A 20,212-nucleotide genomic window follows, 5' to 3' on the forward strand; every position below is an offset into this window, starting at 1 on the left:
CCCATAGAATAGAAAGTAAATTGGCGCTGAAAAGCGGTTTTTAGAGTAATTAGTCGAAAAAAGCAGAAATGCCCTATAAATCAGAAATGACTGTGGGAAACGTGAACCGGAAATGTCTTGTTTCATAGCGGTGCCACTGCCACGCCATCAATCATTTTTGCTCAGCGAGCGAACGGTTTAAGCTATTTGGCATCTGTTTAAAGTCCGTTGCGTTTGGCCGAAGGCATGTCCGAACCTCCATTTCTGATCCAGCACGCGCCAGGAACGGCGCGGGATTGTTCACGACAGGTTGTACTTATGCACCGCAGGAATTTGCTCAAAGCGTCCATGGCCATCGCTGCCTACACCGGTTTGTCCGCCACCGGCCTCTTGGCCACGCGGGCCTGGGCCGGTAATGGCACGGCTGATGGCGAGGCTCAGGCCTTCGATTTCGAAGCCTTGAAAATCCAGGCCAAGCAGCTTGCCGCCAACCGCTATCAGGACACCAAGCAGCTGCTGCCGCCGACGTTGGCGACGATGACGCCGCAGAATTTCAATGCAATCCGCTACGACGCCAATCATTCGTTGTGGAAGGATTTGAAAGGTCAGCTGGACGTGCAGTTTTTCCACGTCGGCATGGGGTTCAAGCAACCCGTGCGCATGTACAGTGTCGACCCCAAGACACGTCAGGCGCGGGAAGTGCATTTCCGCCCGTCGCTGTTCAACTATGAAAACGCCACGGTCGACACCAAGCAGCTCACGGGCGACCTGGGGTTTTCCGGGTTCAAGCTGTTCAAGGCGCCGGAGCTGGACCGCCACGACGTATTGTCCTTCCTCGGCGCCAGTTATTTCCGTGCGGTCGATGCCACTGGCCAGTACGGTCTGTCGGCCCGCGGTCTGGCAATCGATACTTACGCGAAGAAGCGTGAGGAGTTTCCGGACTTCACCAAGTTCTGGTTCGAGACGCCGGATAAGGACAGCACTCATTTCGTCGTGTATGCCCTGCTGGACTCGCCAAGCGCCACCGGCGCCTACCGTTTCGACATCGACTGCCAAGCCAGTCAGGTAGTCATGGCCATCGACGCCCACATTAATGCGCGCACCGCCATCGAACAGCTCGGCATTGCACCGATGACCAGCATGTTCAGTTGCGGCACCCACGAGCGGCGCATGTGCGACACCATTCACCCGCAGATCCACGACTCGGATCGCCTGGCCATGTGGCGCGGCAACGGCGAGTGGATTTGCCGACCGCTGAACAACCCGGCGACCCTGCAATTCAACGCCTTCGCCGACACCGACCCGAAAGGTTTCGGCCTGGTGCAGACTGATCACGAGTTCGCCAGCTATCAGGACACCGTCGACTGGTACAGCAAGCGTCCGAGCCTGTGGGTCGAACCGACCACCGCGTGGGGCGAAGGCTCTATCGATCTGCTGGAAATTCCTACTACCGGCGAAACCCTGGATAACATCGTCGCGTTCTGGACCCCGAAAAAGCCGGTCGCGGCCGGTGATTCCCTGAACTACGGCTACAAACTTTACTGGAGCGCATTGCCGCCGGTCGGTACGCCGCTGGCGCGGGTCAACGCGACTCGTTCGGGCATGGGCGGTTTCACTGAAGGCTGGGCGCCTGGCGAGCATTACCCGCAAGTGTGGGCGCGCCGGTTTGCGGTGGACTTCAACGGTGGCGGCCTGGATCGCTTGCCTGAGGGCACGGGGATTGAACCGGTGGTCACGTGCTCCAACGGCGAGGTCAAGGACTTCAACGTGCTGGCGCTCGATGACATCAAGGGCTACCGGATTACGTTTGACTGGTTCCCGACCAATGACAGCGTGGAGCCGGTGGAGCTGCGCTTGTTCATTCGCACCAATGACCGGACGCTAAGCGAGACCTGGTTGTACCAGTATTTCCCGCCGGCGCCGGAGAAGCGTAAGTACACCTGAAGATGATGAGGCGTCGGGGGCGGACGCCTTCGCTGGCAAGCCAGCGATGGCGGCGTCCCGGACTACACACTGCTCACCTGCAAACACAAAACGCCCCGGTCACAACAACCGGGGCTTTTTCATTTCAATTTCAAGCGAAACGTTACGAAACCATTGATTCCGATGGTTCACATGCGTTTTTGATATTTCGCTATTCACAATTTTTTCATCATCGCCAACCACCGACTAAGCTTCAGACAAGTCCGATCAATCTGCGTGAATGGATCAGTCGACTATGGGCGCTTTGTGGCAAACCGATTCGAGTAAACCTGTGGTTCCGACTGAACGTGTGGATGAAGCGCCTTTACCTGAAAAACCTCGCCGTAGTCGCATAAAACACGGCTGGGGGGCTTTCTGGTTGTTGCTGTTGATTATCGCGATCGTCGTGGGGCTGGCTGCCGCCAAGGAAATGCGCACCTCGAAGTTTCAATCCCGGGAAGTCAGCAAGTTTGCCGCTACCCTGAGTTACGAACTGAAACCGGGGCCCAGCGATGCCATTCGCTACCCCGGGGCCGGGCCTTTTGACCTGCGTCTGGGCTACAGCTCTCTGGGCGAATTCCTGCCGCGCCTGATCAAGCGCGACTATGTCGTTGCCTCACAAACCCGTTTTTCTCAACCCTTGATGGACTACACCGACAGGGGCTTTTTCGTGCCCTATGCGGAAAAAATCCAGGCGGGCCTGTCGATCACCGATTGCCGTGCGGCTCCGCTTTACCAGTACAAATATCCGCAACAACTCTACTCAAGCTTCGACTCGATCCCGCCGGTGGTGGTCAGCAGCCTGCTGTTCATCGAAAACCGCTTTCTGCTCGACCCCCGCCAGCCACGGGCCAACCCCGCGGTGGATTGGCCACGCTTTGGCATGGCCGCGTGGTCGCAGGTGGCTAAATTGCTGCACATGCCTGGCCAATCGGCCGGCGGGAGTACGTTGGCAACGCAGTTGGAGAAGTATCGACATTCGCCGGATGGCTTGACGGTTTCGGGTGGGGAAAAAATTCGGCAGATGATTTCCGCCAGCGTGCGCGCCTATCAGGACGGACCGGACACCCTCGAAGCGCGCAAAAATGTGGTGCGCGATTACCTCAACAGCGTGCCGCTGTCTGCCGTACCGGGCCACGGCGAGGTGCATGGCATGGCCGAAGGGCTGCGCGTCTGGTATGGCGCCGATTTCAATCAGGCCAACGAGTGGCTGGCCAGCACCGACACCGATCCCGAGACCTTGGCGGAGAAAGGCCTGGCCTTGCGTGAGATGCTCTCGCTGATGATCGCCCAGCGCCGCCCTTCGCACTACCTGACCAAGGGCCATGACGAACTGGCCGACCTCACCGACAGCCATATCCGCCTGCTGGCACAGAACAATGTGATCGATGCACCTTTCGCGGCCGCGGCACTGGCCAGCAAAGTGACCTACCGCGACTGGCAGACCCAGCCGACCATTCAGCCGATCGAAACCAACAAGGGCATCAGCGTGGCGCGCAGTCGCTTGGGCGGTTTGCTCAATCGGCCGCTGTACGACCTCGATCGCCTCGACCTCTCGGCCACCAGCACCCTCCAAGGCGGCTTGCAGACTCAGGCCACCGAATACCTCAAGCGTCTGTCAGACCCGGCCTACGCCGCGCAGATCGGACTGATCGGCGAACGCTTGCTGACGCCCACCAGCACCACGCAGGTGCGCTACAGCTTTACTCTGTTCGAATTGACTCCCGACGGTTCACGCGTGCGGGTACAGACCGACAGTACCGATCAGCCCTTCGACATCAACGAAGGCAGCAAACTGGAATTGGGCTCCACCGCAAAAATGCGTGTGCTGACCACATACCTGCAAATCATCTCCGAACTGCACGATAAATACGTCGGTATGACCGTTCCCGAACTGAAGAAAGTCGACGTCCCGGATCAGGACCGCTTGAGCCAGTGGGCCATCGACTACCTGATCCAGAACAAGGACCGCAACTTGCCGGCCATGCTCGGCGCCGCGCTGGATCGCAAGTATTCCGCCAGCCCCGGCGAGGCCTTTTTCACCGGCGGTGGTTTGCACGTGTTCCACAACTTCCGCAAGGAAGACAACGGCCGCATCCCGACCTTGCGCGATGCCCTGCGCGAATCGATCAACCTGCCGTTCATTCGGCTGATGCGCGACGTGGTGCGCTACACCACCTATAACGGCCCGAACAACAGCGCTGCTCTGCTCCTGGACGACCGCGATCCTCGGCGTCAGGAATACCTCGCGTCATTTGCTGACCGCGAGGGCACATCGTTTCTGCTGAAGTTCTGGAAAAAGTACAAGAACAAGGACACCCAGGAGCGGCTCGAAACCTTCCTCGACAGCATGCGCCCGACGCCGATTCGCATGGCCGCGGTTCATCGTTACCTGCTGCCGCAAGCCAGCCAGGAAAGCTTCAACACCTTCGTGCGCTCGCACATGAGCGGCGCCAAACTCACCGAAAAGCTCACGGACGACCGCCTGCAACGGCTCTACGAAAATTACGCTCCGGGCATTTACGATCTCCCGGACCAGGGCTTCATCGCCAAGGTCCACCCGCTGGATCTGTGGCTGATGGGTTATCTGTTGAATCATCCCGACGCCAAGTGGAGCGAGGTCGTCAAGGCCAGCCAGTTTGAACGCCAGGAGGTTTACAGCTGGCTGTTCAAAAGCAAACACAAGGGGGCACGCGACGGCCGTATCCGCACCATGCTGGAGATCGAGGCGTTCCTCGACATTCACGCACGCTGGCAGAAAGTCGGCTACCCGTTCGATCACCTGGTGCCGTCACTGGCCACCGCCATCGGCAGTTCTGGCGACCGTCCGGCGGCATTGGCCGAACTGATCGGCACCATCCTCAACGACGGTGTGCGCATGCCCACGCTGCGCATCGACAGCCTGCATTTCGCGGCGAACACGCCGTATGAAACCAAGCTGATCAACGACCCGGATGCCGGCAAACGGGTGATGCCGTCCGAAGTGGCGACAGCCATGCGTGAAGCCTTGTCGCAAGTGGTGGATGCCGGTACGGCGAAACGGGTGTCCGGCAGTTTTGTCACGCCCGATGGCAAACCTTTGGCGATGGGCGGCAAGACCGGGACCGGGGATAACCGCATAGAAGCCATCGGTTCCGGCGGACGGATTCTCAGTTCCAAGTCAATCAACCGTACCGCCACGTTCGTGTTTTACATCGGAGATACCCATTTCGGCACGCTGACTGCCTTCGTGCCGGGGCGCACGGCCGAAGCCTTTACGTTCACCTCGGCGCTGCCGGTGCAAGTGCTCAAGGGCATGGCGCCGATTCTCACGCCTTATTTGCAGCCGGGCAGTCATACGCAGTGCCTGCCGGTCGAAGTGGCGCGGCGTTGAACGTGACATAACGTTTCTCGCGTTCGCGCAGGTCATATATATGTATTACATCTATTCAAAATCAAAAGCATTGCACCCCGTTGACTCATAACTACTGACGCGAAATTCTGGCTTTTAATGCAAGTTGAACGGGATAGGCTATTTATCTTTTCAATAGACAAGATAAACCCCATGCCGCACTCGGATCAAAACACCCCCAAACTTGAAGTGATCAATAATGATTCCAAAGGTCGTCATTACGACCACATAAAAAATGCAGTCAGCAAGGCCACGACACATATATCGTTACACAGAGCAAAAGCGCTAAATGCTACCGTTTTAAAAACCCGAAACTGGTATGAAAACGATGATCCACAGGCGCTGAAGGCTGCCAACCTGCGGGCCTGGGCAGCGCAAAATCAGGCAGACCAGTTATTCGAAAAAATTCAGGGTATTTACGCGTTCGCCGAACCACTGCTCAAAGCCACATTGAAAGAAGCCTACGGCGTGGAAGTGGACGTAAAGTCGACTTACCTGCGCCTGTATTTCCCCAAAAGAACACCTTGGTATGTTATTGCCACATGGGTGGGGCATGCCAACCGAACAGTGTCCCTATTGGATGCAGCGCTGCATAACTTCGCCACCTCAGAAACCTTTACCGCTGATTCCGAGTTCATTAGTCAACCCGATGCCCATGGCCACTTTGAGGTCATTCCCGTCAAAACCAGAATGTCCATCGCGCAATTCAAGAATCTGTGCCGGGAACTGGACATTGGCGGCCAGTACACCCGCTACCTCAGCGCCTTTTTACTGACCAGGGAGCCAGTCGCCCAAGCGCTGCTCGAACTCAGGGCAACCAACAATCAGAAAGCGGCACTTGAAGCCGCCGCCCATTTGGCCCTGAAGAAGAAAGACATCACCGCCAATGCGTTCGGCCTCGTGATCGGACTGATCGGCGGGCAGCAGGGCCTCACGCTGGATGGCAAGGCGATGCAGTGCTGCGAGCTTTCGCTGCTGGACGCGTCCTTGACGGGTGTCGTGCTGTTTACGGCCATCAACGACCAAAGTCGCAGCACTGAAAAGCTGATCGCCTACGTTCCCCATGACCCCGAACATCCGTTGAAAGAATATGCCTCGGGGCTGGCGTTCGTGCAGGAACTGACTCGCCAACTGCGTGATAACCGAACCATCCCTTCGTCCAGGTCCAACTATTGGCAATTCTTCAGCCAGTTCATCGATCAGAAACAGCGCGGGCATTTTTTCGCCGCCCTCGACCAACGCCTGAGCGTGGTCAAATGGCATGAAAAGGATCACCTCGATTCCGGTCCGACGTGGCGCACAACCCCCGTGGACAAGCCCAATCTGGAATTTCGGGTCACGCCCATCGGCAAGGATCTGTGGCAGCACCTCTACCAGACGAGCGTTAGCAAGATCATCAATGACGCCCAGGACATCGCCGTGTCGACCGTTAGGGCCGACCAGGCTGCACGCTGGGCCTGGTGGGACAATTTCAAGAAAATGCTCTCGGATATTTTCAACGCCGCCCTGCTGGTGCTGACTCCGTTCGTACCGGGTTTGGGCGAATTGATGCTGGCTTATACCGCCTACCAACTGACCACCGAGGTTGTGGAGGGCACCCTGGACCTGGCCGAGGGCCTATGGGTGGAATTGGCGGAGCATGTGGTCGACGTGGTGACCGACGTCCTTCAATTGGCCGCGTTCGGTGCCGGTGCTGACATCGGTGCCGAGTTCCGGCTCAAGTTATCTCCGTTTGTCGAAGGGTTGAAAGCAGTGCAGTTGCCTGACGGCAAAACCTCGTTATGGCACCCCGACCTCACACCTTACGAACAGACCGGTGTGAGGCTGCCGGACACGGCGCAACTCGACGCCCTCGGCCTTTATCGGTATCTGGATCAGCCCATGCTCGCGCTCGAAGGCAAGGTGTATGCCATCGAGACACCCGCCAAGACTGATCCTGCGGCAATGCACCGGATCAAACACCCCCACCGCGCGAACGCCTACACGCCGAAGCTCGAACACAACGGTCACGGTGCCTGGGTGCATGAGGGCGAGAACCCTGGTGACTGGCGAGGTGCAACCCTGATGCGCCGACTCGGCCACAGTGTTGAACGCTTTTCGCCTGCCGAGCGCGAGCACATCCGCATCAGCAGCGGCACCGATGACAATGAATTGCGCCGGATGTACCTCGAACATGCACCACCGCCGCCACTGCTGACTGACACCGTCAACCGTTTCACCGCGCTGGACGGGGCTAGAATCGCCAGTGCCAATCTGCGTGGCGGGCGACCGCTCGCGGCCACGTCCATCTGGTTTGAAACGCTGCTGACCGGGCTGCCCGGATGGCCCGCCGAACGGGCATTGAAAGTTTATGAAAGCTCCGGCCTGAGCGGTCAGTCGCGCACCTACGGCAACGCCAAAGCGACCGCCGCCGACACCTTGAACATCAGCCTGCCTGAGCTGATGTCGAGTTCGTTTGCCGAACGCGTCATGGGCTTTTTGACCGAGAGCGAAATCAACACCTTGCTCGGTCGTGACGTACCGCGCGCCGAACGCACGCAAACCTTGCGCAATCAACTGGCCGATGTTGTTGACCGGCGCCGCAGCGAAATATCCCGGTTCATCCATGAGGCTGCACAGCGGTCGGACAAAGCGGATGTGCAGGTGCTCAGACAGACGTTCGCGGACATGCCGCTCACGCTTGCGGAAAAGGTTCTTGCGGATGCATCACCCAACGAAATGCAACGGATCTTCGATGAAAACCGCTTGCCTCTGCGCCTGAAATCCCTGGCCCGCGAACTCGACTTTGAAGCACTCACGTCGCGCGCCTACGACGGCTTTTATCACGAAGAACTGTTGAGTCCCGACACCGAAAGGCTGGCGTTGAACACCTTGAAATTTTTCAGCGACAGCTTCGGCGACTTGCGCATCGAGGTGCGCGCGCACACCCATGACGGGCCACTGCGCTGCAGCGTCGGACCGGATGACGCCTCAACGTTGAGGCGGCTGATCCGCGATGAGCAAGGCCGCTACGAAGTGCTGGACCAGGGCAACCGCCCGTTGCAACCCGCTGGCGATTTTTACGAGGCAATCCTGCACGCCCTGCCGCCAGAAAGGCGCACTCAACTGGATTACCAGACGGGCCAGGGCCGTCTGCTCAAGCTGTGGGTGATGGAGCATTGCGCGCCACCGGCCCAGCGCCGCGGGGTGATGGCGCAGCCGCCGATTCGTTCGGTCGCCAGTGCTGAAACCACTCACCTGGTGCGCGGCCCTTCCTGGTTCTTTGGCGCAAAGACCCTCGAACAAAGGATCAAGGAATTGTATCCGACACTGAGCGAACGACAGGTGGCCTCGTTCGTCGAGCACTTGCGCGCCAGAGGCGGACCGGACGAGGCCATCGGCCGGCTTGAGAATGAACGGGAGCAACTGCGCCATACCTTGGGCGCGTGGCGAGACGCTCAGCCCCGCGGACTTGATGGCAGCGGGGAGGTAGAAGTCGGCATCAATCTCGCGTTCCTGCGAACCGGCGGACGCCATATCGAGATACGGTTGCTTGAGTGCTTCGAACGCAAGAGCGAGGCGTTTGGAGAGCGCAGTGTCCATCCAGCCGGTGGTTATACGCTGGATCTGTCTTTCGACGCCGTGGACCTGGACCTGGACCGCTGGTGGAACGAGGTGCGCACGCTGCGCGACATGCAAAAATTCTTCGACCAGATCACCATCCTGAATCTGAACAGAACGCGTTTTTCCACCAACGCCGGCGGATTGTTGAGCGACTTCCCCAACCTCCGCCAGTTAAGCGCCCGCGACAGCGGGTTGATTGGGGTGCCGCACGCTATCGGCGAACTGCATCAGCTCAGAGCCCTCGACCTGGCCAACAATAACATCGACCTGGGGCCTGATTCCCTTGAGCCGTTGAGCCACCTCACGCGCCTGGAGGCGCTGAGCCTGGACGGCAATCCACTGCGCCAGCCTCCGGATGTCAGTGGCATGCCTGAGTTGACCGTGCTTCGCCTGGCCAATACCGGCATCGAGGACTGGCCGTCCGGCCTGTTCACGAACGGGGCGACTGTGATGAGTCGCCCGCGCCACTTCTCGCTCGACATGCGCCAATGTCCGATCAACCGCTTGCCGCAGGTCGCGGCAGGGTCGGATCAGGCGTTCGTGCTGGTGCGTTCGCGTTTCAGCACTGCGCAGCTTTCCGCCGCTGATCAGGGGCGTCTTGGTGACTACCGCGAGTCCGTGGGTTTCGCCCGCCAGCAGGTGGTTTCCGCGCGGGTAGAGGATGAACTGGACCATTGGAAACCCTTCGAAACCGATGCGTCGCCATTCAATCCCGCAAGGAGGTACACGGTGTACAGGAAGGAGTCCTGGCAGGATGTGATGGCGGAACCAGGCTCCAGCGGTTTCTTCAGAGTCATTCGCCGGCAGCGGGACAGTCAGGACTACCGGGACAATCGATCGCGCAGGCCACTCACCGAGCGCGTCTGGCAAATGATCGAGACCATGGCGGTGGACAGCGATTTGCGCAAGGAACTGTTCAAGCAGACCGCCGACCCCCAGACCTACGCCGATGCCTGGTCGGAACTGTTCAATCGAATGGGCCTTAGAGTGCTGGTGTCGCAGGCCTACATAGAAGTCACCACCGCCACGGAGCTTGAAAACCATCTGGTCAAACTGGCCCGCAGTGCCGCTCGCCTGGAAAGGGTGGGCGACCACGCCCGGGCCGAAATCAACCGCCAGCAACAGCAGCATTTGATCGATCCGGCAAGCAACGACACACCGGATAACGCCGAAGTGCACAGGGCCTACGAAACAGGATTGGCGAATCGACTGGATCTGCCTTGGCGATCTGACGGCATACCGTTTGAAACCCGAGCAGGCGTTGACCAGGCCAAAATCGATACGGCCCACGAAACCATTATCGAACGCGAGCGCGGCGACGGACTGCTCAACGGGATGCTCGGTTTATTCGAGTTTCCGTTCTGGGAGGACTTTCTGCGCAGGACGCACCCGGAAGAATTCACCGCCAATGACCGTCTTTACGCAGACAAACTGGAGCAACTCACCGCGTTGCGCGAGACGCAAAAAGAATGGGCCGGGCACCAGGATCTGACAGAGACAAAGGCACTGAAGCAAAAACTGGAAGGCCTGGCTCAGGCGTTGAAGATTTCAGAAAAAGAAGTGTTCACTGGCGAAGAAATGAGCCCGTGGTTTTACAGGCAGCAAGTGTCCGACATGGGCTATGCACGAAACGCACTGGCCCGAGACCTGACCCGCGCGGCGCTGAAAAACGCCGGTCTTCCAATCCTGTCCCGCTGATGTGAGCCTGCTTCAGGCTTGCTGGGGCGGGTGTTGAAATGTGTCATCACCTTAACGCTGACGTTAGCCGGCCGGTCACCCGGCCGGTTTCACACTGACGCGGTCCGGGCGATCAGACTTCCGAATCCCAGATCACCACGATGCTGGCTTTCAGCGTGTCATTGAGACCCGGGCGCAGCATGTAATCGATAGCCTCCTGCGGCATTTCGAAACGCAGGTTTCCAGGTTTTCGATCCACATACAGGCTCGGCTCGAAGGGACCTGACCACTCGTACCTTTTCAGCAAAAGATCCTTGACCGGCGCGCCGTCGGGGCCGGTGATCCCGGCCGGCAGGCTGAGTCTGGTGTGTACCCAGGAGGTGTTCGGAAATGGCAGATAATCCTTGTCGCCGACCATCCTGCAGTCGGTTCCGAACGCGGTCCAGGACTCGCACTGGATCATCACCTTGAAGCGAGATGACGCCGACAGGTAGAACAGTTGATCGCGGTAAATATGAGCCGGTCTGCCACTGCTGTGTATCCAGCTGTGCCAGCCGCCTTCAGGTTCCAGAGCAATCTTGTCGCCACCGGGTGGCAGGTCGACTTTCAAGGTGTGCTGCACGTCCAGCACGAAGTCCAGCGTCAGGTTGCTGTCGTTTGGCACCATCATGGGGCCCATCTGAAAATCACCGTTGGGGCCGAGGGTGTAAGACAACGCACCGGTATAGAGCCCGGACGACATACCCAACGGATTGGGTGTGCGCAGCTCGTAGGCGAAATCGAGGGTGTCAAACGACATAGAGGGAATACGGTACGCCGCCACTTTGGTGCACCAGTTTTCCAGGGGTGCTTTCCAGAAAAACCGATAGGTAGTGGGGGTATAGGATCCAACACCGCTGTACTGACAGGGAGCCGGCGCATAAACCCAGCTGCTGTTGCTCCAGAGCCTTTGATGACCTTCGAGGATGTCTGACACCCCCACCAGATTGGCGACCGAATCACTCAGAATAAAATTCGAACCGATGCCGATGATGCGCACTTCAACGATTTCGGTTTGACCCGTTTCGCGATTGCTGACTGTCAGTTGCCGCCAGTTGGCCGGCACTTTCAACGCCATTGCATCGCCGGGCGCGCCCGGCGTGATCGCGCGGGTAGAGTCAAACCGGACCGGAATCTGGATGCTGAATGTGTGGTTATCCGCGCACTGGCCCGGATACACCGCGCAATAACCACTGTTAGGCGTCTTTTTCGTGAACACGTTTCTGTTCGGCTGTGCTGGATCGGGCTGGAATAATGCCCGGATCTCCTGATTCGCTGCCTGCACTCCCGGCAAACTCAACGCCGTCACCAAGCCCAACCAGCTTGTCGTCCTTTTCATGATTCATCCATTTTTTTTGCTGAAATTGATGGGCGCTTACTCTCCCGGTGCTTTTGCGTTGAACAGCAGAATGATGGTGCCATCATAGTCCCCGGCCTTATAGCCACCGGAGGGTTTCACCGGCTGTATGTCCAGCAATACCCTTTTGCCCACCGCGGCCTCTGCTTTGGACAACACTTCCCGGGGGCGAATATCCGGGCTCAACTCGACGCCGTTGAAGCTGACCTTCAAACCGATTTCCTCGCCCGGCCGGCCGTTTGACAGGTAAGGCGAAATGCCAAGGCGCGCTTCGATGGCACTGGTGTCGTGCCGGACATCGAAATATTTTTGCACGCCGCCCAGGGTCGACGAGGGGTAATCCCAATTGAGTCGCTGCGGCCGGTGAATCCAGTCCGGCTCGGTCGGGATGATGTAAAACGGACGACTGGGGATGGTCAGCGTGACTTCGAAATTCAGCTCTTCCCGGGCTGCCCAGCTCGGGCCACTCATCAGTGCGGTGAAAGCCATCAGCGTGGCGACGGCGCATTGCTTGTTCATGTTCTGTACCTACCGCATCTATGGGAGCGACCGTCAGCCGCTCGTTACCGTCAGGTCTTTTTTGCTGTTGCCTTCGATCAGCTTGAAACGGTATTCACGGCCCTACTCCTTGTCGAAAGCGAAGGTTTTGCCGGCCATGACATGGTGTTTGGTGGTCGCGCCACAGTCCGTTTCCTTGCTCAGCGAGCAGCTTTTGAACTCATCGACCACCAGCACCGTGTTGCCGTTGTTGCGCAATTCGTAGCGGCCAGCCGTTTCATTGATCGCCGTGTCATAGCGGGCGTCCTTGGGACGTACGAAAAACACAATGCCAAAACCGGTCATCACATTGACCCCTGCCGACAGGTTCTTCTTATAGTCTTCGCGCTCTTCGGTGGAGACCACGAACTCGTCTTCCTTTTCCGGCACCACCGGCACGAACCTCACGCGAAAATAACGCTCGCGGTCACGTTCGCCCATGTACAGCAACCGGGTGCCCTGCATGCCCTGGGCCGGTACGATCAACCGTGCGGGGCTGGCCATGAGGCCGTTGCGCGAGGCACCGTCGGCCGCGTTGACGACCGGAATTTCCTGCGGCTGGCCCTCGCCGTCGTAGACGATCTCCAGCACGTTGACCTTGACGAACGCGGTGCTGTCACCGCTGTTGAATACCCGTTTGAGGTAGGTACTTTTATCGCCGTCGAGATAGTCGTACACCGTACCGACATTGATCTGCGGCCCGGCATGGGCCGCCGTGCAAAACACAGCGGACAGCAACAGCAAAAACAGACGTGTCATCGTCTTCAACCTCGTGAAAATGAAAAATGGCCAGTCCCGGAGGTTCAGACTTCCGAGTCGAAAATGATCGTGACGAATCCCCAGAGCGTGCCGTTCATGCCGGGCTTGAGCAGGGAAGCGATCCACTTTGAGGGCATCTGGAATCGCAACATGCCGGGTTTGCGATCAACGTAACGGGTGGGCTCGAACGGTCCGATCCAGAGGTTGTGATTCAGCGTGCCAGCCCAGCCGTCAGCACCGCCGGGGCCGACGATGCCCCTCGGCACGGTGAGACGGACCTCGAACTTGGAGAACCCCACCTGGCTATTGCCCATCTGGCACTCTGTGCCGCCCAAAGAGCTGCAGATCATCATGACCTTGAAGCGCGACGACGCCGACAGGTAGAACGGCTGGTCTCGATAAATCTCGGTCGGCAGGCGACCACCGTCGATCCAGCGTTGCCAGCCTCCCACCGGTTCCATGGCCACGTTGTTCCCGCCGGGCGGCAGTTCGACTTTCAGGGTGTGCTGCACGTCGAGCACGAAGTCCAGGGTCAGGTTGCTGTCATCCGGCACCATCATCGAACCCAACTGAAAATCCCCGCTGGGGCCCAGCGTGTAGGACAGGGAGCCGGTGTACAGCCCGGACGACATGCCCAACGGATTGGGGGTGCGCAGTTCGTAGGCGAAATCGAGGGAGTCGAAGTACATCGACGGGATTCTGTAAGCGGCTACTTTGGTGCAAGCCGCCTCGACCGGCGCTTTCCAGAAAAACCTGTAGCTGGTCGGGTTAAAGGCCCCGACACCGCTGTACCCACAGGGAGCCGGCGCATACACCCAGCTGCTATTGGTCCAAAGTTTTTGATGGCCCTCAAGGATGTCCGACACACCCACCAGGTTGGCCGCTGAATCGCTGAGGACAAAGTTGGAGCCAATACCAATGATGCGGACCTCAACGGTTTCGGTGTCCAGGGTGACCGGATTGGTCACCGTCAACTGCCGCCAGTTGGCCGGCACCTTTATCCCCAGCCCATTTCCAGGCGTCACGGCGCGGGTGGAATCGAACCGGACCGGAATCTGAATGCTGAACATGTTGTTGTTTGCGCACTCACCGGGGTAATTCGCGCAATAACCACTGTTGGACGTCTTGTTAACAAACACGTTTTTGTTCGGCTGCGACGGATCCGGCTGGAACAACGCCCTGATTTCCTGATTCACCGCCTCTGCCGAAGGCATGCCCAGCGCCGCGAGCAAGCCCACTGCGTACGAAAATCTTTTCATCGGTTCAACCCGCCTTCTGATCGGTAAAGGTTGCATCAGCCAAGGTGTCCGGCGTGCAGCGCAGATCGCCGATCATCAACACGTTGTTTTCGCTGCGATGCGCTTGGGCGTTCAGCCGGAACTGGCAAAGCAAACGGTTATCCTGGCGCACCTCGAGCGTCGGCGAGCCGGCGTTCATTTCCATCGAGAAGAAACCGTCCACCTCCGTCACCCCGCGACTGGCGTGGTTGATCACGTGGTGGCCCTTGAGCGGCTGCCCCTGTTCGTTGACCAGCCGACCGAGCACGGTCAGGGTTTTCATCACGCGGACCTTGCGGTAGTCGACCCCACCCTTGTTCAGGTGATAGCGGGTGCGCGCCGGCTCGATGGTGGCCGCCGGCACATGGTTGCCCTCGAAATCGAAACTCACCGAGCTGTTCTGGTAGGCGGTGATCGGGATGAAGTTGCGCCCCGGTTTCAGTGCCGCCGTGCCGCCGCTGTAGTCGTCGGCGCGCAGGGCGATGTCATCGATGTCCGATTCGACATCGACGATCATCCCGGCGCCGCGCATTTCGTACTGGCTCGTCATAACCATTTGCTGAGCGCCCAGCACCAGGGTGCTGTCGAGGTTCAGGCCGCCGGTGAGGTTGCCGTTGTAGGACGAACGCTGGACAAAACCGTCGCCATTGATCGCATCGGTGCGGAAGTTGGCGAGGCTGGACACGCCGACGCCATAGGTGTCAGTCAGGGCGGTGACCGAGACATTTTGCAGCACGTGATCCTTGAGGTCCTTGCGCCAGCCGATGGACGCATTATTGTCGCGTCCACCCTCACGGTCGGTACGCGAACCGATGCTGCCGGTGATCTGCTCGCCGGGCGCGCCCAGTGCCATGTTGATGCTCAAATCGACCCCGCGATTGCGCGCATCGCCGCTGCTGAAACTGCCCGGCCGGTCGAACAGCGACAGACGCCAGTTGGCATCGCTGCCGAACAGTTCGGTGCGCCGGGTCCAACCCAGGTCCACGCCGAAACCCTCGACGTTGCCCTCGCTGTGGGACACCCGCGCGTTGAGCGAATTTTTGCTGCTGAGCCGGTGGTTGATCGCCAGCGAAGAGTTGCTGGTTTCGCCTTTGAAGACATTGCGCTGCCGTACGCGGGTACCGTCCGGCAGGGTGTCGTACAGGTTGGTGGTGTCCAGCCAGCTGCGGTTGTGGCTGATCACCAGGCTGCCGGCACCGTAGTTGTAAAGGCTTTGCAGGTCCAGACCAGTGCCGTGATCCTGGGTTTGGTAGACGTTGGCGTACAGGCTGATGTGATTGGCCAGGGTCCAGTCGATGGACGTGCCGTATTGCAGCTTTTCGCGAATCTGCCGCGCCGACAGGCCGAGAATCACTCGCGGGTGCATCAGGTAGTTGACCGAGGCTCCGGCCGTGGGGCTGCCGCTGGACTGTTGATCCCAGTTGCTGAGCAGTTTGCTCTCTTCGCCAGCGAACAGGTTGTAGCGCCAGCGCTCGTCGAGGTTGCGCCAGTTGCCAGGCTTGTACACCAGTTCCTGGGTGGTGGAGGTGATCTGGCCGTCTTCGATCAGGCGTACCTCCACTTCATAAATGCCGCCCGGCAACGGACGGGTATCGAGGGTCTGCAAACCGGCCGGCACCGATTGCGTGTTGATCAGCAGACCGTCGCGATAGATCTCCACCGAACCCTGGCGATTGGACGTGACGTAGATCGGATAAACGCTGGGCATCGGACTGTTGATGGCCAGGCTGTCCGAGCTGCCAAGCATGACGCCGACGGCGGTATCGGGGCTGGTGCCGAACGTACGCGGTTGGCGCGTCAACCCTTCTGAATTGGGGGTGAAATAGCCCAGGCGAACGAAATTGCCTTGCAACTCGCGCTGGGTGTAAAACTCATGGACGGCGTGGTAGAGCTTGTCGTCCGGACCGCCAAGGCGAGCCATTTGCATATTGAATGTCTGGCTCCAGTTGCCCAGGCTGCCGCTGGCTTCAAGGCCAAAGCGACCGCCCAGATCCTGCTCCTGGCCGCCGTTGAGATTGAGCTGGTTACGCACCATCAGGCCGCTGCTGCCGCCTTCGGGCTGCTCGAAATAACGCTTGGCTTCAAGGTCGCGCTCAGCGTTTTCGGTAAGGATCGAGACCAGCGAGTTTTCCAGGTTGTAGTGCACCGCCAGCACCTGGTCCGGGCAGGAACCGGAGCAATTACCCAGCGCCACGCCAGGTTTGAGATAGCTCGCCCACTTTTCCCGCTCGGCGGGGCTGTAGCGGTTTTCGCTGGTGTCGGTGAACTCCAGCAGCGTGACGCGATCATCACGCGACAGCACCACCATGGCCTCCCCCAACGGCTGTTGATCAAGCTCTACCCGCACGGCCAGAGGAACATCAAAAAAATGCTCCTCGAAGTCCGCGGGCAAGCCTTTGGCCTGGGCCAGTAGACTTCGCGGTGTCGTACCGACGGAATCGGCAGCCGCCATGGCACTGGCACAAAACAACAACGCAAGCGTTGCCGCGATGGGTGTCATCGGGAACATGAACTCGTACTCTGATTACGAACAAGTTGAAGTCCGGCGGACAAGCCAGCTGGGGATGTCCGCCGGTAAACGCTTCTTATGAAGGTGAGCGCTTGTTGCCAGAACGCTTGATTAGCGGGCAGCGATTGGCGGCACAGCGTCGAAGGTCATTGCGACCACGCCGGTGTAGTCACCCGGTTGGAAAGTTGTACCTACGGCGCTGATTTTCAGCGGCGCGCGGTAGTTCACGTCGGACTCGGACTCACCCACCACCAATTGAGGCGTCAGAGACAGTTCCTTGTTGTTGAATTCGACTTTCAAATCAATGGCTTGAGCGCCAGAGATCAGTTTCGGCGTACTTTCCAGGCTGGCGTGAACCGAACCGTTGTTGTTGCGCACGTCGAAGAAACCGTTGACTTCACGCATTTTGCCGGTGGTCGGCTGGTAGCTCATGTCCTGGTCTTTGTTGACCAGGTCCGAGTCAGTCGGTACCACATAGAAGCCATTGGTCGGCACATGTGCAACAAGGCTGATGGAGTGAGTGGCTTCGCCCGCAGCAAAGGCCATCGAGGTGTTGAGTGCGAGAACAGCCAGAGGGGCAGCGATTGCGAATTTCTTGAACATCGTTCAGTACCTGTTTGCTTGAAAGGATCGGTTCATTGAAATCTCAAACAACACCTGCGCAGTGAGGTGTATAGGTTTGTGATTTCAACCCGAGGCATGATCAAGTGTTTGTTCTGGAAAGTAAGCAGGCAACTTCCGACGAACTCGTAGTTCAACTACTCCATGACCGGAAAGAAAAAAAACAGAAAGAACGATATTGGAAACAGTAGCTGTAAGTTGCGCCTTACATACAGTTTTCATGAAAAAACCATACAGCGATTTCAGTTAGTTAATACAGGTGATTCACGAAATTTAGAATATAAGCTCAACTAAAATTAGAGCGATAACTTTAATTTTTCCGATACCGCCTTTACTGGAAGAAAAATAAGTCGTCAGCGCTTTCACGGATGACGGGAAGCCTGTACCACCCGTCGAGTGATGCGATCAATGCTCAAAAAAAGCCTTGCGGGCGCATTAAGATATATCTTAAGTTATGTCTAAACATGACGAGAGAAGCAGAAAAATGAGAGACCATCATTCCCCCAACCACCATTCTCCCCACCGCGAACACGGCGACGGCCGCGACGGCTTTGAAAAACGCCCCGGCCGCGAACGTGGCGGTCGCGGCCCACGGGTATTCGCGCCCGGTGACTTGAAGCTGTTGCTGCTGGCGTTGATCGCCGAGCAACCCTGCCATGGCTACGACCTGATCCGCCAGATCGAAGCCATGTTCGACGGCGCCTACAGCCCCAGCCCCGGGGTGATTTACCCGACCCTGACCTTTCTCGAAGAAAGCGAAATGATTCTGGGCGATGCCGAGGGCGGAAAAAAACGTTACAGCGTGACCGACGCCGGACGTCTTTCTTTAAGCGAGCAAGCGATTGCGCTGGACGGCGTGCGCATGCGCATCGATGTCAGCAAGCGCTCGTTGCGCGGTCATGACCGACCGGCCGAAATTCATGAAGCAGTGCATAACCTGCGGCATGCCTTGCAGTTGCACCACGGGCGCTGGAGCCCGGAAGAAATCCTGCGGGTTGCCGCGTTGCTCAATGACACCGCCAAAGCCATCGTCGACGGCCCCGCCGTTGCCCATGCACCGGAGAAAAGCGAATGACTGAAGTGATCGAGCACACCATCCATCGCGTCATGCATGAAATCAAACGACGTCGCCTGGAAGTCTTGCGGGTGGTCGACCTGACCCCACGCATGCGCCGGATCACCCTGGGTGGCCCCGAGCTGGCCGGCTTCATCAGCCTCGGCACCGACGACCATGTCAAACTGCTGTTCCCACAGAACGCCGCCGAACTCGCGGCGCTGGAAAACCTGGTCCTGGGTGCCGGCAAAAACAACGGCCCGATGCCGGCAATGCGTGATTACACGCCGCGGCGCTATGACCTGGACACACTGGAACTGGACATCGACTTCGTGCTGCACGGCGACGGTCCTGCCTCGACCTGGGCTGAACAGGCCACACCCGGACAATTCCTGCACATCGGCGGGCCGCGAGGTTCGATGATCGTGCCGGACATTTTCGACAGCTACTTGCTGATCGGCGACGAAACCGCCCTGCCCGCGATTGCGCGGCGGCTGGAAGGCCTGGCCGCCAATCGCCGGGCGCTGGTGGTAATCGAAGTGGAAAACGGCGCGGAGCAGCAGAAGCTGCACAGCCCGGCGCAGGTCAATGTGATCTGGGTGTTGCGCGAGGGTGGCCGGAACAACCTGTTGGCCAGCGTGAAGCAACTGCAAGTTCCCAGCGGCAATCTGTATGCGTGGGTGGCGACCGAGAGCAAAGTGTCGCGGCAGATTCGCCGGGTGTTGCTGGAGGAGCATGGGCTTAACGATCAGTTCGTCAAAGCGGCCGGTTATTGGCGGTTGGATGACGGCGACGAGGATTAACGCAGACCGTAACGACGGCGGCGATCCAACCCGATCACCACCCACGCAATCACCATAAACCCCATCAACAATCCCCCGGCGTTCACAAACACCTGTGGATAACCCAACTTATCCACATCAATGAACGGATACGGATAAACCGCCAGCAGATGGCCGCGCAGCAGTGCATAGGCGAAGTACACCAGCGGATAAATCAGCCAAAGCACAATGTGCCGCCATCGCAGCGTGCCCTTGGGCACACACAACCACCACCAGGCCAGGAACAGCAGCGGCATGATGTCATGCAACAGCTCATCGGCCAGCCATTGCCAGCCTTCGGGATGCCATAAATGGCGCAGCAGTACGTTGTAGACGAGGCCGACCACGGCGATGCTCACGGCAATCGCACTGCTGACCGACGGCTGCAAAAACCAGCGTCGCGCCGCTGATTCGCGGGACGTCAGTTCACAGGTCAGCACGGTCGCCACCAGCGTATTGGTCAGTACGGTGAAGTAGCTGAAAAAACTCAGCAGCCCACCCAGCAAACTTGCGCCCAGCATCCAGCGCGAATAGAAAATCAGGTACAGCTGAATACTCAAACCCGCCCAGCCAAGGACGGCAGCCACGGCCACCAGACGACGGCGCACGGCAGGCCGTATGACCAT

General features: G+C 58.6%; 11 protein-coding genes and 1 pseudogene. 5 read left to right on the forward strand and 7 right to left on the reverse strand.

All coding sequences use genetic code 11. The annotated features are described in order from the left end of the window. Positions 1–297 precede the first annotated feature (297 nt). From ACYZT4_RS15555 to ACYZT4_RS15565, 3 genes are all read left to right on the forward strand, one after another. Complete coding sequence (locus ACYZT4_RS15555; RefSeq protein ID WP_461981028.1) at positions 298–1,923, forward strand: glucan biosynthesis protein D; 1,626 nt, start codon at positions 298–300, stop codon at positions 1,921–1,923. A gap of 274 nt (positions 1,924–2,197) precedes the next feature. Beyond that, a complete protein-coding gene (locus tag ACYZT4_RS15560) occupies positions 2,198–5,314 on the forward strand; it encodes a transglycosylase domain-containing protein (protein WP_461981030.1) in 3,117 nt (1,038 codons plus the stop codon). A 171-nt stretch (positions 5,315–5,485) separates the two neighbouring features. After that, on the forward strand, positions 5,486–10,633 hold the full coding sequence (locus ACYZT4_RS15565; protein ID WP_461981032.1) for a dermonecrotic toxin domain-containing protein: 5,148 nt from the start codon (positions 5,486–5,488) through the stop codon (positions 10,631–10,633). A 112-nt stretch (positions 10,634–10,745) separates the two neighbouring features. Here ACYZT4_RS15565 and ACYZT4_RS15570 read toward each other — a convergent pair whose 3' ends face one another. The 6 genes and pseudogenes from ACYZT4_RS15570 to ACYZT4_RS15595 form a co-directional block, all read right to left on the reverse strand. After that, the gene (locus tag ACYZT4_RS15570) at positions 10,746–11,990 is read right to left on the reverse strand and encodes a hypothetical protein (protein ID WP_461981034.1); all 1,245 of its coding nucleotides are present in this window, start codon (positions 11,988–11,990) and stop codon (positions 10,746–10,748) included. A 36-nt stretch (positions 11,991–12,026) separates the two neighbouring features. Next, positions 12,027–12,527, reverse strand: coding sequence for a CS1 type fimbrial major subunit (locus tag ACYZT4_RS15575; protein WP_461981036.1), 501 nt, complete (start codon positions 12,525–12,527; stop codon positions 12,027–12,029). 105 nt (positions 12,528–12,632) lie between these two features. After that, positions 12,633–13,304 (reverse strand): annotated as a pseudogene (locus ACYZT4_RS15580) (molecular chaperone); the annotation flags it as partial. A gap of 44 nt (positions 13,305–13,348) precedes the next feature. Beyond that, the gene (locus ACYZT4_RS15585; RefSeq protein WP_461981038.1) at positions 13,349–14,563 is read right to left on the reverse strand and encodes a hypothetical protein; all 1,215 of its coding nucleotides are present in this window, start codon (positions 14,561–14,563) and stop codon (positions 13,349–13,351) included. A 4-nt stretch (positions 14,564–14,567) separates the two neighbouring features. Beyond that, entirely contained in the window at positions 14,568–17,090 is a 2,523-nt protein-coding gene (locus ACYZT4_RS15590; RefSeq protein WP_461981040.1) for a CS1-pili formation C-terminal domain-containing protein, read from the reverse strand. A 111-nt stretch (positions 17,091–17,201) separates the two neighbouring features. Then, positions 17,202–17,693, reverse strand: a complete 492-nt coding sequence (locus ACYZT4_RS15595) for a CS1 type fimbrial major subunit (protein ID WP_461981042.1) — start codon at positions 17,691–17,693, stop codon at positions 17,202–17,204. Between the two features lie 502 nt (positions 17,694–18,195). Here ACYZT4_RS15595 and ACYZT4_RS15600 point away from each other — a divergent pair. Beyond that, a complete protein-coding gene (locus ACYZT4_RS15600) occupies positions 18,196–18,786 on the forward strand; it encodes a PadR family transcriptional regulator (protein WP_461981044.1) in 591 nt (196 codons plus the stop codon). Beyond that, complete coding sequence (locus tag ACYZT4_RS15605; protein ID WP_461981046.1) at positions 18,783–19,568, forward strand: siderophore-interacting protein; 786 nt, start codon at positions 18,783–18,785, stop codon at positions 19,566–19,568. The genes ACYZT4_RS15600 and ACYZT4_RS15605 overlap by 4 nt, the downstream gene beginning before the upstream one ends. Here ACYZT4_RS15605 and ACYZT4_RS15610 read toward each other — a convergent pair. After that, positions 19,565–20,212 carry a Pr6Pr family membrane protein gene (locus tag ACYZT4_RS15610; RefSeq protein ID WP_461981048.1) on the reverse strand — a complete coding sequence of 216 codons (648 nt, stop codon included), beginning with the start codon at positions 20,210–20,212 and terminating at the stop codon, positions 19,565–19,567. The genes ACYZT4_RS15605 and ACYZT4_RS15610 overlap by 4 nt on opposite strands.

The sequence above is a fragment of the Pseudomonas sp. GB2N2 genome (assembly GCF_054897705.1).

Excerpts from the sequence above, each read along its gene's own strand:
- ACYZT4_RS15605 (WP_461981046.1), top strand. The coding sequence starts at position 18,783 with ATGACTGAAGTGATCGAGCACACCATCCATCGCGTCATGCATGAAATC.
- ACYZT4_RS15595 (WP_461981042.1), bottom strand. The coding sequence starts at position 17,693 with ATGTTCAAGAAATTCGCAATCGCTGCCCCTCTGGCTGTTCTCGCACTC.
- ACYZT4_RS15570 (WP_461981034.1), bottom strand. The coding sequence starts at position 11,990 with ATGAAAAGGACGACAAGCTGGTTGGGCTTGGTGACGGCGTTGAGTTTG.
- ACYZT4_RS15560 (WP_461981030.1), top strand. The coding sequence starts at position 2,198 with ATGGGCGCTTTGTGGCAAACCGATTCGAGTAAACCTGTGGTTCCGACT.
- ACYZT4_RS15600 (WP_461981044.1), top strand. The coding sequence starts at position 18,196 with ATGAGAGACCATCATTCCCCCAACCACCATTCTCCCCACCGCGAACAC.
- ACYZT4_RS15575 (WP_461981036.1), bottom strand. The coding sequence starts at position 12,527 with ATGAACAAGCAATGCGCCGTCGCCACGCTGATGGCTTTCACCGCACTG.
- ACYZT4_RS15590 (WP_461981040.1), bottom strand. The coding sequence starts at position 17,090 with ATGTTCCCGATGACACCCATCGCGGCAACGCTTGCGTTGTTGTTTTGT.
- ACYZT4_RS15585 (WP_461981038.1), bottom strand. The coding sequence starts at position 14,563 with ATGAAAAGATTTTCGTACGCAGTGGGCTTGCTCGCGGCGCTGGGCATG.
- ACYZT4_RS15555 (WP_461981028.1), top strand. The coding sequence starts at position 298 with ATGCACCGCAGGAATTTGCTCAAAGCGTCCATGGCCATCGCTGCCTAC.
- ACYZT4_RS15610 (WP_461981048.1), bottom strand. The coding sequence starts at position 20,212 with ATGGTCATACGGCCTGCCGTGCGCCGTCGTCTGGTGGCCGTGGCTGCC.
- ACYZT4_RS15565 (WP_461981032.1), top strand. The coding sequence starts at position 5,486 with ATGCCGCACTCGGATCAAAACACCCCCAAACTTGAAGTGATCAATAAT.